Source organism: Sphingobium sp. RAC03 (assembly GCF_001713415.1).
In the GTDB taxonomy this organism is placed as follows: domain Bacteria; phylum Pseudomonadota; class Alphaproteobacteria; order Sphingomonadales; family Sphingomonadaceae; genus Sphingobium.
The window spans coordinates 3,074,392-3,086,531 of record NZ_CP016456.1; the positions used below are offsets into that span (position 1 = coordinate 3,074,392).

Genomic DNA, 12,140 nt, shown 5'->3' on the forward strand with positions numbered 1-12,140 from the left:
AAGGTGCAATTATCGGCTGGTTTCGTTACCGAAACCATGCCCCATCTGGTCAACCCAATATTAGCCATAGGCGGACGGAACTACCCATCCGCCCGACGCAGGATCAGGCCAAGGCGCCGTGACAATGCTTGTATTTCTGGCCCGACCCGCATGGGCAAAGCGCATTCCGGCTGATGTCGAGATTGGCGAAGTCGCTATCGGGTGCCGTGTCGAGCGGCCGACTGGGGATGGTCGTGGTGATCCCGCCCCATTGCCCGGCGTCGATGTCGGCGCTGTTATCCTCACCCGAAAAGGGATCGATATGGGTGGTGATGAAGTCGGGCAGCACCGGCAGGTCGAATTGCGGTAGTGGCGCTTCGTCCATGCGGAACTGCACCCGCGCGATCGATCCAGTCACATCCTCGCGGATATTTTCCAGCATCCGTTCGAACAGGGCGAAGGCTTCCTGCTTATATTCGTTGATCGGCGTCTTTTGCGCATAGGCGCGCAGATGGACGACCTGGCGCAGCGCGTCGAGTGTGGCCAGATGCTCCTTCCAGTGATGATCCAGGCTCTGGAGCAGGATCGACTTTTCGATCATGTGCCAGTCGGCCGAATCGACATTGGCGACCTTCTCGGCGACGGCTTCGTCGGCCATGGCGGTCAGCCGTTCCTCGATCATTTCCGGGTCGATCGAATCCTCGGCCATCCAAGCGTCGAAATCAACCTCCAGCCCCAGAATTTCGGAGGTGCGGGTCTTGAGCTTCACCATGTCCCATTGTTCGGGATAGGTGCCGGGCGGGCAGGACGCGCCGACGATGTCGTTCACGGTTTCATGGCGCATGTCGGTGACGACGTCGTCCACCGTATCGGCATCCATGATGTCGGAGCGCTGTTCGTAGATCACCTTGCGCTGGTCGTTCATGACATCGTCATATTCGACGACCTGCTTGCGGATGTCGTAGTTGCGCGCCTCGACCTTCTTCTGCGCGGTCTCGATCGCCTTGCTCAGCCATTTGGACGGGGGCAGCGCTTCGCCATCTTCCAGGTTGGAGCGGATCATCTTGGCGAACATCGTGTCCGGCCCAAAGATACGCATCAGATCATCGTCGAGGCTGAGATAGAAGCGCGAGAGGCCGGGGTCGCCTTGACGGCCCGAACGGCCACGCAACTGATTGTCGATTCGGCGGCTTTCATGCCGCTCGGTCGCTAGCACGAACAGGCCGCCAGCGGCCAGCACTTCGGCCTTTTCAGCAGCGATTTCCGCCTTCATCCGCTCGATCGCGGCGTCACGCTCCGGGCCTTCGGGCACATCGCGCAGTTCGTCCTCGACGCGCAGTTCCAGATTGCCGCCCAGCTGAATATCGGTGCCGCGACCGGCCATGTTTGTGGCGATCGTCACCACGCCCTTGCGCCCGGCCTGTGCGACGATATGCGCCTCGCTCTCATGGAAGCGGGCGTTCAGAACGGCGTGGGGCACGCCTTCCTGATTGAGGAATTCGGACAGCATTTCGGACTTTTCGATCGACACCGTGCCGACCAGAACCGGCTGGCCCTTTTCGGCATGTTCCTTGATCGTCCGCGCAATCCCGCGGAACTTGTCCTCGATATTCTTGTAGAAACTATCTTGCTCGTCGATCCGCTGCACCGGCTTGTTGGTCGGGATGGTGACGACGTTCATCTTGTAGATTTCGTAAAATTCGGTCGCTTCGGTCGACGCGGTGCCGGTCATGCCCGAAATCTTGGGATACATGCGAAAATAATTCTGGAAGGTGACGGAGGCGAGCGTCTGGTTTTCCGGCTCGATCTGGACGCCTTCCTTGGCCTCCACCGCCTGATGCAGGCCATCCGACCAGCGGCGACCATCCATCATGCGGCCGGTAAATTCATCGATGATGATGACCTTGCCGTCCTTGACGATGTAATCGATGTCGCGGCGGAACATGACATTGGCGCGCAACGCCTGGTTCACATGATGCACCACCTGGGTATTTTCGAAATCATAGAGATTGGTGCCCTGCAGCAGCCCGGCATCCTCCAGCAGACGCTCGATCCGCTCGGTGCCGTCTTCGGTCAGCGTGACGGAGCGCTGCTTTTCGTCCTTCTCATAGTCGGCTTCCGTGACCTGCTTCACGATCGCATCGACTGAGACATAGAGTTCGGACTTGTCGTCGGTCGGGCCGGAAATGATGAGCGGCGTGCGCGCCTCGTCGATCAGGATCGAGTCCACCTCGTCAACGATGGCATAGTTGAAGGGGCGCTGGACCATCGACGCGCGGTCATATTTCATATTGTCGCGCAGATAGTCGAAACCGAGTTCGTTGTTCGTCGCATAGGTGATGTCGGCGGCATAGGCGGCGCGGCGCTGATCCTCGCTGATGTTCGGCACGATGACGCCGGTGGTCAGCCCCAGGAAACGATAGACCTGCCCCATCCAGTCGCAGTCGCGGCTGGCGAGATAGTCGTTGACGGTGACGACATGAACGCCCTTGCCCTCCAGCGCATTGAGGTAGGTGGCGAGCGTCGCCACCAGCGTCTTGCCCTCACCCGTGCGCATTTCGGCGATCTCTCCGCGATGCAGGACGATGCCGCCCACCATCTGCACGTCGAAATGGCGCATACCCAATACCCGGACGGACGCTTCGCGCACCGTGGCAAAGGCTTCGGGCAACAGGTCGTCCAGCGTCTCGCCCGCGGCCAGCCGCTCGCGGAACCGCGCGGTCTGTGCGGCCAGATCCGCGTCGCTCAGCGCCTGCACGGATGGTTCGAACGAGGCGATCCGATCGACGATCTTGCCCAGCGACTTCACATAGCGTTCGTTGGACGAACCGAAGATGGACTTGGCGAGTGCGCCGAACATGGACATTCCTGACTCAAAAGGGAGGCGTTGCCCGGTGACGGGCAGGCGCGCAAACATGCGCGGCGATTTAGGGATGGCTCAGCGGTTAGTCAATCAACGTGCCGCTGCACCACAGGTAACGTCCTGCGGCGGGTGGAGGGATCGCTCTATTACGGTAATATCACGATATGCGCCTTACTCGCCCAGCATTGAGCAATGCGGTTCATTGCCTCGTTCAGAAGAGAGCAACCCCTTACCATTTTCCATGAAATTATGCTTTTCGACAAAATTTTCTTGCCAAGGCGGTTGCAAGGCTCGAAATTGTAGGAACCATGAATTCGTTGGTTTCAACGCGCCAGCTCCTTCCGATTTGAGACTTCGCATACCAGATCATATGTCATGTAATTTGATCTAAAAAATTGATATAAAGTGATTTATTTTCTGATATGAGCTAGATCAAACTAAGCAGCATGGGATTGACGTTATACACAAGGTCACGGGCTTACGGTTGCATAATTGGAGCTCACGGGCGCTTTCCCCCCATATTGTAATCGGTACGAAGTTGTAAAGTCTTCCAGGGCTTGGGTCTGTTAGGCTGAGGCTTGGGCAGCGCGTCTTATTCGGTCAAAATTGACAGTTAGAGTATGCTATGAAGTTGGTAGATCCTGTTTCGAACGCCCCATTTGAAATCGCCAAGTTGAAGATGGTCCCGTTTGCCGCTCGCTTCTGTGCATATTTAGCCAGAAAAAAGGGACGTGCCGCTGCCCATGCAATGAATTGGGGCCAAGCTGTTGATGCCTATGTTGGGGCATTGCGATTGGTACCTATGAATGCACGCCTCTGGGTGCAGCTAGGTCATGCCTATGGTCATTTGGGAATGCCGGATGCAGCACAGCTCGCCTATCGCAATGCAACGAAAGCGCAGCCAGAAAATTCTATCGGTCACCGCCATCTAGGCTATGTGCAGCGCGAAACGCATCTTCATGAACAAGGAATGCGTTCTTTAGCCCGCGCCCTTCTTCTTGACCCTGAAAATCGCGACATCGCTGAAATATTGCTGGCAGACAAAGGCGAGGAAAAGACGCAGGAATATCTGGTCAATGCTGCTTTTGCGCACGCTGATGAATGCCGTCCTGATCGGCCGATGGGGTGGAAGGCAGTGTGGTTGCGGTCCCAGGCAAGAAAAGCTGCGCGCAAACGGGATTGGAAAGAAGCCGAGAAATTTTATGCAGCTGCAGTGCGGCTTGAGCCGAGCAATCCCGATCTTCTTCTACAGCTCGGCCATGCTTTCAACCACCAAAACCAGCAACCCGAAGCAGAACTCGCCTACCGTCGCGCGATCGCAATCGATCCCCTATATGTGGATCCATGGTTACATCTTGGCTATGTGTTAACGGCGCAAAACCGGCATAATTCGGCCCGTACAGCGTTCGGCACCGTGCTTCGGCTTGCTCCCCATCGCCTTGCTGACCACCCCATATTGGCCGGTGCTGAAATCGCGCATACGCAAGCCAGTCCCGCCCCCGCCGAAGGCAAGTCAAGAGTCATGGTGTGCCCGCCTGAACTGGGCGAACGTGAAAAAGCCATATGGAACCTTCTGGCCACGCATGTTCAAGGAAAACATTGATAGATGCGCATCGTTATAGATCTGCAGGCATGTCAGAATGGCAGCCGACATCGTGGAATCGGCCGATACGCCATGTCCATGGCCCGCGCGATGGTAAAGGCTGGTAGAAACCATGAATTCATCATTGCGCTTAATCGATCCTTCTCCGAATCCGTGGATGATATCCGTCGTTCGTTTGAGGGGCTGCTTCCGCCTAGCTCTGTCGTTACCTATTCGGTGCCTCCCATGGCTACGGCGGCGGATCCGTCAAATGCATGGCGCAATCGCGCGGCTGAACTTGTGCGCGCGCATTTTCTCGAAAGCCTGGCGCCCGACGTCGTGTTCGTTCCTAGCCTGTTCGAGGGCTTTTGGGACGATACGGTTGTCTCTGTGGAGCGCGACGCGCCCTATCTCAACGTCATCACCTTACACGACCTGATACCTTTGGAAGATCCCGCGCGTCATTTGGGCGGGGAACATGATCGTGCTGCCTATTTTCGCCGTTTGAACGACGCCCGCCACGCCGATCTGTTGCTTGCAGTTTCGCGCTACGCGGGAGATGACGCTATCGCCAAGCTCGGCATTGCCGATCACAAGGTGGTTGTTGCCTATGGCGGTGTGGATGAACAGTTTCGCGCGCCGAAATGGAGCTCCGCGCAAAGAGCGGATCTCCTGGAAAAATATGGGATCTCCCGTCCCTATGTGATGATGGCCAGTCCTTTGGAGCCGCGTAAGAACATCGAAGGACTGATTGCAGGCTATGGCAGCATGTCCAAGAGCGTCCGTGATGGGCATCAACTTGTTTTTGCCGGCAAGATGGACAGCTTTGCGCAGCGTTATATCCACGACTTGGCGAGGGCGGAGGGGATGGACCCGGAAACCATTGTGTTGCCTGGCTTTGTTTCCGATGCCGATCTGCCTGCGCTCTATCATTACAGCAGCACATTCGCCTTTCCATCCTTTAGCGAGGGTTTTGGCCTTCCGCTATTGGAGGCCATGGCCTGCGGAGCCCCCGTCGTAGGTTCGTCGAAAACCAGCATTCCCGAAGTCGTTGGTCGATCCGATCTCGCGCCCGATCCTGCCAACATCGTCGAAATCGGGCGAGCGATCGAACGCATCCTGGCCAATCCTTCGGTTGAGAAGGAATTGCGCGATTTTGGCCCGCGGCGTGCGGCGTTGTTCACATGGGAAAAGTCTGCAACCGTCGCGCTCGACGCGCTTGAAAAATTGCTGCGCGAGAGCCGCCCGTCTACCTCTGCTACCGTACAGGATGAAGGGGGCATGCCATCCAGGCGGATGGAAATGGCGCTGTTGATGATGGACGTTCCACCCGAACATCGACTCTCTGGCGTCAACAATGCCTTGGCAGCCGCGCTCGCAGACAGGTTTGACCTTACGATCATCAGCACGAGCCGAACGCCGGTAAGCGAATGGTTGCAGGCCAATTGCGCCATCAGGAACGTCGAGTGGTTCGAAACCCACGCGGATCACTTTCATCATATCCTCTACAGTGCCGATTATATGGCCGATGCCGCTTTCCGCCGACTGATGCGCCGCCAAAAGGGCGACCTGATACTGGTGGAGCGTCTGGCTCCTCCTGCTCCTAATAAATTGACCGGCCGGCGCCTTTTCGATGGCGCGGAACTGGCTATGTTCGAGGCCGCCGGCTTTGGGGGGCTGTCACGCGCAGCGGCGAACGAAGTTTCTGCAAATGAGATGATCGACCTGCTGATTGAGGATTTGGCAAGCCGTGCCGCCCATCTCTATGTCGAGGCTGACTCGGCAGTCGGACAAGTGGCCTGCCGGACCGACATCATGCCCATTGCGCTTTCCGACCAGGCCCGTAGGGCACTGTGCGAAAAGGTCGGTGTAAACGCAGCGTCCGCTGTTATCGTGGCAGTTGCTGCCGATGACGATGCCGCTTCCCGCATCATTCGGGATTTCCGTACGGCTTTTGTCGCTGTAACAGACGCGCCGTCTCTCGTGGTTTTTTGCGACCTGCATGACCGGCAGGCGGGCGACGTCAATATCAGCAAATTGGTGTCTGGCGTTGTCCGGATTAGCTGTGATCTGGACGCTGTGTATTGTGGACTGCTGTCAACGGCCGATGTCCTGATCGTCGATGATGGCTTGCCGGATGCGATCCGTAAAAGGATGTCCATCGACTGCCCGCCACCGCGCCTTTATCTAGCTCGCCATCTGGTTGGAGCAAAGTGCTCGAAGTTGGTCGAATTTTTTGATTCGGCGCAGGCCCTCGTGCGGGATGATAACATAACGGGCGCGGCCATGCCTGGTGCCGTCGAGGCAGCGCGCCAGATGAGCGGTAAGCCGCCAGCAAAGCGCGCAGACGCCGAAGTCCTAAAACGCCTTATTGCGAGACTGCCGGAAGACGTCCGCGGAAGTCGGCCGGACGAAAATGATTTGGCAAAGGTTGCTATCGCGCTGGCTCGCAATGAAGCCTGCCAGAAAGCGCCTCAAATCTACTTCGATTTGACCGCCTTTGCAAAACCTGATCCGAGCCACCGACTTGATCGCATCACCAGTTATTGGCTTGAAGAGATATTCCGGCAAGGCGGGAATAGGGTACGCGCCATCTATGCCGACGGTGGGCATTTTGTCGTCGGCAATCAATTTGCCGCCCATGTCTGCAAGATTGCCAATAGCTGTCTGCAGGACCATCTTCTCACGCCTCAAATCGGTGACCGCATCGTCGGGTCCGACCTGTTTCATTCTTTCGCCAAAAATAACTTCGACCTGCTTCGGGCAGCGCGTAATGATGGCGTCGCGCTGGACTATATTGTCATGGATAGCCTGGCGTTTCAGCGTGATGGGTTAAGACCATCTTTTGCCGGGATGCTCATGACCTGGATTGAGGAGACTGTCCTCTCCAATGGCATTTCCATGACGGGGCTGCGGCAGGAAATGTCGGATGCGACATCATCCCGACCGGCCTCGCATGATGCCTGTATGCAGGCTCTAGACGATGCCGATATTCCGGTAGCGGTTCTCAATTGCCCTGATATTCTGGGCGATAGTCATGTTATGGCGGATGCCAAGAGGCATTTCTCGGCGGCGATGTGGAACGCGATCAACATATGGCTTGCGGAGAGACACAAGCCGCTGACGATGGCCCATCGTGGCACCCATGCTGCTGACCTTGGCCATGTGGTCGCGGGACATGTCTTGGGAAGCTACAGCCTCGCGATCATCAATCGCATGCTTGCAAGATCGCTGGAAGCGAGCTTCCCTGGTCAGGCGCGCTTTCTTGCAATCGAAACAGATCCCATAGACCATACAGAAGGTGTGCCTGCAGACGACAAGCCCCTCATGATCGAGTTGGCAGGGCGAGCTGCACCGGACAATGGCAATGAAGTTGTTATCAGCCATCATTATCCGGTCATAGTGCCCGACGGCTCTTATCGTCTGATGATGGCCCTGTTCTTTTGGGAAGAAAGCGCTGTCCCAGAACACACAATCGAACGTTTGGGTAAGAATTTCGACGCTATAATTTCGCCTGCACGTACTGTAACGAACGCGCTTCTCGATTCTGGCTTGTCGATTCCGATTGCGACGATCGGCCAACCGGTCGATATCGAACCTTATCAAGCGCTGGCTGGCGGACGAAGCCCGCGCGGTAAGGAAGTGCGTTTCCTTCATGTATCGTCCTGCTTCAAGCGCAAGGGTATCGACATTCTGCTGGCGGCTTGGGCTAAGGCATTTACCTCTGCCGATCCTGTGCGTCTGGTCATCAAGACTTTTCCTAACCCGCACAATGATGTCGAGCAGCAACTGGAAGAACTCGTGTCGCGCTATCCCGACCTCGCAACGGTCGAGATCATAAACCGGGACGTCGAGCGTGATGAACTGCTACAATTTTACGCCGATGCCGACGTCATGGTTTTGCCATCGCGTGGGGAAGGGTATAATTTACCTGCGCTTGAAGCGATGGCATCCGGATTGCCGTTGATCGTTACCGGTCATGGTGGGCAGCGTGATTTTTGCAGCGAGCGGGAAGCGCGTCTCATCGACTATCGCTTCGCACGTTCGGAAAGCCATGTGAGCGGGCACCATTCCTTGTGGGTGGAACCGGACGTTGAAGATCTGGCGGCAGCGTTGCGGGAGCAAGCCGACCCGGATCAGGACATGGTGATAGAAGAACGTCGGCAACGTGCTCTTATCGCGGCCGCGCGGGAAAGCGATAAGATGGCATGGCTCCATCGTTATACAGCGATGGTCGAAAATCTGCTCGATACGTCGAATGGCGAAAAAGCGCGTGTAGCTTGGGTCAGCACCTGGGGCGTCCAGTGCGGCATCGCCCAATATTCGCAATATATCGTCGATCACTTTTCGCCAGCGGCCCAACGCGAACTAACCGTCCTATGTGATCATCGCACGCCCCGGCGTGTGTCGTCGGTCCCGCGCCACATTCCGACATGGGCCGTCGATAATGTGCCCAAGATCGACGATATCTTGAATGCCGTCGAAGACATCGACGCCGAAGCTCTGGTCATTCAGCATCAGGATGGACTACTATCCTGGGATCAACTCGGCCGTTTGGCGCTAGATGATCGTTTGGTTGGCAAGGTGACGGTCGTTGTTCTCCATAATGCCGGTAACATGGCACGCGCCAGTTCGCATGAACTGATGACATTGCTGGAAGGACTCGGTAAATTCAGCAGGGTTCTTGTCCACAATATCGCGGATATGAATTTCCTTTTGTCGATGGGGTTAAAGCATAATATCGGTCTGTTGCCCCATGGCGCATTCGCGCCGGATCAGGCACCATGGCCAAAGCGTTTTACCCAGCACGACGCGCCCATCATCGGATGCCACGGCTTCTTTTTCCAGCATAAGGGCATAGACAAGCTTATTCGCGCGGCCGCGATCCTCCGTCAGGACTGGCCCAATCTTAAGCTTCGCCTAGTCAATGCCCAGTTTCCAGGCGAAGGCCATCAAGCCTATATTTCCGAATGCAAGGCGTTGGCGAAATCCTTGGGCGTGTATGACGCCATCGAATGGCATCAAGCCTTCATGCCGATCGAGGAAGTCAACGGCCTGTTGTCTGCGTGCGACATCATCGCATTACCCTATAGCGAAAGCACGGATTCGGCCAGTGGAGCCGTCCGCGTCTCCCTCGCGAGCATGGTCCCGCTTGTCGCAACGCGGGTGAAGATTTTCGCGGAACTGGGTGATGCAGCCGCATGGGCGGACAATAATGATCCAGAAGTGCTGGCCGAGGTAATCGGGCGTTTACTGCGTAGCCCGGAAGAAAGAAGGACTGTCCAGGCCGCGATGCACGACTGGCTTCATGCCCACGATTGGAGCCGTGTAGCGGGAACGATGGAAGGCATGATTCAGGGGCTCGTGCAGGAAAAGCGTCTACATTGGGACGTGAACCGAATGGCGTCTTGATGAACGAATTAAGATGAACGCTATGTCTTGCCCGCGATAGTGCATCTTGCTTGCTATCGCGGGCCTGGCCGTCTTTGGACAGCACGGCAACGAGATTTAAGTCGCGCCAAATTTCGTTGCCGTATTTGAGTGGGATATGTCGCATTTAGCGATTTCTGGCGGAAGCGGTGGGATTCGAACCCACGGTGAGCTTGCACCCACGGCGGTTTTCAAGACCGCTGCCTTAAACCACTCGGCCACACTTCCGTTGTCCCGCTTCCTAGCGCGCCGGACGGCGTTGCCAAGCGCAAAAATCGTCGATCGATCGGTTCATCCCTTTCTTGGGGCCGACGCGCCATTAAGGGATTCACCTCGCCTCCTGCCTGTGCAACAACGGGGCTATGGGAGATTCTTTGCATACATCCATATTTTCGCTGCTGCTTGGCCTGACTGGCGTCGCCGCCTGCAGCGTCGCGCCGACCCCGGCCGTGGCGCAGGACAACGCGGCGTTCCGCGCTTATCTCGACAGCATCCGGCCCAAGGCGCGGGCGATGGGGATCAGGGATGCGACGCTCGATGGCGTGTTTGCCACGCTGACACCCAATCTGCGCGTCATCGAACTGGACCAGAGCCAGCCGGGTGGCGGCGCTTATTCGCCGATCCCGAATTTCGAGCCTTATCGCGTGAAACATGTCGATTCCGCGCGGATCAATCGCGGCCGGATTGCCTATCGTAACAATCGCGCGCGTCTCGCCCGGATCGAGGCGGAAACCGGCGTGCCCGAAGAAATCATGGTCGCGATCTATGGCCATGAGACCAATTATGGCTCCTATACTGGCGACTTCGATCTGATCCGTTCGCTCGCGACCCTTTCGTGGGAAGGGCGTCGGCGGACGCTGTTCGAACCCGAATTGCTGGCGACGCTCAAGATGTTGGACAATGGCGTGCCGCGCAGCCGCCTGGTCGGCAGTTGGGCAGGCGCAACGGGCTATCCGCAATTCCTGCCCAGCGTCTATCTGCGCCTGGCGCGCGATGGCGATGGCGATGGCAAGGCCGACATCTGGACCAGCGAGGCCGACGCCCTGGCGTCGATCGCCAATTATTTCGTGCAGTCGGGCTGGCGCGCCGGGCAACCCTGGGGCGTGGCGGTCAATGTGCCGAGCGGTTTCAACCGCGCGGCCGTTACGGCCCGGACGCAGCCAGCACGCTGCCCGCGCGTGTTCAACCGGCATAGCCGTTGGCTGACCATCGCCGAATGGCGCAAGATGGGCATGTCGCTGGCGCGGGACAGTTGGCCGGCCGACAGCGTGATGGCGACGCTGCTGGAGCCGGATGGGCCGGGCAACACCGCCTATCTGCTGACCGGCAATTACCGCGCGATCCTCGACTATAATTGCTCCAATTTCTACGCCCTGTCCGTGGGGTTGCTGGCCGATGCGGTCAAACAATAGGGCAGGTGCGCCGTCAGCGGCAGCCGGCATGCTGCTGGTGCTGGCCTCCTGTGGCGCAGAGCCACCACTGGCACCACCGACGACCACGCCGCGCCCGGTGCCACAGATGCCGATGGTCGCCGACGAGCCGGTCACGATCGGGGCACCTTACACCGTGGCGGGCGTCACCTACACACCCGAAGACGCGCCCAATTATGACGCGGTCGGCTATGCCGGTTGGTATGGGGAAGAATTGCAGGGCAACAAGACCGCCAACGGCGAAGCCTTCATGCCTATGGCGATCACCGCCGCACACAAGACCTTGCCTTTGCCCGGCTATGTCGAGGTGACCGCGCTCGATAGCGGCAAGACCATTTTGGTGCGCATCAATGATCGCGGGCCATTCGCCAATGATCGGCTGATCGACCTGTCGCGCGGCGCGGCGGAGCAATTGGGGATCATCGGAGCCGGTGCAGCGCCCGTACGGGTGCGCCGCGTCAATCCGCCGGAGCAGGATCGCGCTCTGCTGCGCGCCCACCAACGCGCCGCCGAACGACTGGAAACGCCCGCCGCGCTGCTGGCGCCTTTGCGGGCCAAATTGCCGCCGCGCCAGTCAGTCGCCAGCGCACCCATATCCCCCAAACCGCCCGCGACGTCCCCCGCGCCACCCGTCACGACCAAGGGCGGCTATGTCGTCCAGGTCGGGGCCTTCTCCTCCCGCAACCGCGCAGAAACGCTCGCCAAACGCATCGGCGCAACCGCCATCGAGGGCGGCAGCCTCTGGCGCGTGCGCTTTGGCCCCTATCCTACCCGAACCGCGGCGCAGGCGGGCGTCCGGGCCGCCGCAGCAGGGGGCTTTGAGAATGCGCCCATCATCGCTAATGACGCCCGATAG

Annotated in this window: 5 protein-coding genes and 1 tRNA gene; 4 read left to right on the forward strand and 2 right to left on the reverse strand. The window is 58.1% G+C overall.

Going from position 1 to position 12,140, the window contains the following annotated elements:
* Window positions 1-103: 103 nt before the first annotated feature.
* On the reverse strand, window positions 104-2,839 hold the full coding sequence (secA, locus tag BSY17_RS19330; protein ID WP_037480242.1) for a preprotein translocase subunit SecA: 2,736 nt from the start codon (window positions 2,837-2,839) through the stop codon (window positions 104-106).
* A gap of 628 nt (window positions 2,840-3,467) precedes the next feature.
* Between secA and BSY17_RS19335 the strand changes: the two genes are divergently transcribed.
* Window positions 3,468-4,445 carry a tetratricopeptide repeat protein gene (locus tag BSY17_RS19335; protein ID WP_081913165.1) on the forward strand — a complete coding sequence of 326 codons (978 nt, stop codon included), beginning with the start codon at window positions 3,468-3,470 and terminating at the stop codon, window positions 4,443-4,445.
* A gap of 3 nt (window positions 4,446-4,448) precedes the next feature.
* Window positions 4,449-9,836: a glycosyltransferase gene (locus BSY17_RS19340; RefSeq protein ID WP_083217165.1), complete on the forward strand. Its 5,388-nt coding sequence runs from the start codon at window positions 4,449-4,451 to the stop codon at window positions 9,834-9,836.
* A gap of 156 nt (window positions 9,837-9,992) precedes the next feature.
* Here BSY17_RS19340 and BSY17_RS19345 read toward each other — a convergent pair.
* Window positions 9,993-10,082 (reverse strand) — tRNA-Ser (locus tag BSY17_RS19345).
* 134 nt (window positions 10,083-10,216) lie between these two features.
* Here BSY17_RS19345 and BSY17_RS19350 point away from each other — a divergent pair.
* Window positions 10,217-11,266: a lytic murein transglycosylase gene (locus BSY17_RS19350; RefSeq protein ID WP_069066691.1), complete on the forward strand. Its 1,050-nt coding sequence runs from the start codon at window positions 10,217-10,219 to the stop codon at window positions 11,264-11,266.
* Complete coding sequence (locus BSY17_RS19355; RefSeq protein ID WP_069066692.1) at window positions 11,250-12,140, forward strand: SPOR domain-containing protein; 891 nt, start codon at window positions 11,250-11,252, stop codon at window positions 12,138-12,140. The genes BSY17_RS19350 and BSY17_RS19355 overlap by 17 nt, the downstream gene beginning before the upstream one ends.

Bases quoted from the DNA above. Each gene is read 5' to 3' on its own strand.
- secA (WP_037480242.1), bottom strand. From the start codon at position 2,839: ATGTTCGGCGCACTCGCCAAGTCCATCTTCGGTTCGTCCAACGAACGC.
- BSY17_RS19335 (WP_081913165.1), top strand. From the start codon at position 3,468: ATGAAGTTGGTAGATCCTGTTTCGAACGCCCCATTTGAAATCGCCAAG.
- BSY17_RS19340 (WP_083217165.1), top strand. From the start codon at position 4,449: ATGCGCATCGTTATAGATCTGCAGGCATGTCAGAATGGCAGCCGACAT.
- BSY17_RS19350 (WP_069066691.1), top strand. From the start codon at position 10,217: ATGGGAGATTCTTTGCATACATCCATATTTTCGCTGCTGCTTGGCCTG.
- BSY17_RS19355 (WP_069066692.1), top strand. From the start codon at position 11,250: ATGCGGTCAAACAATAGGGCAGGTGCGCCGTCAGCGGCAGCCGGCATG.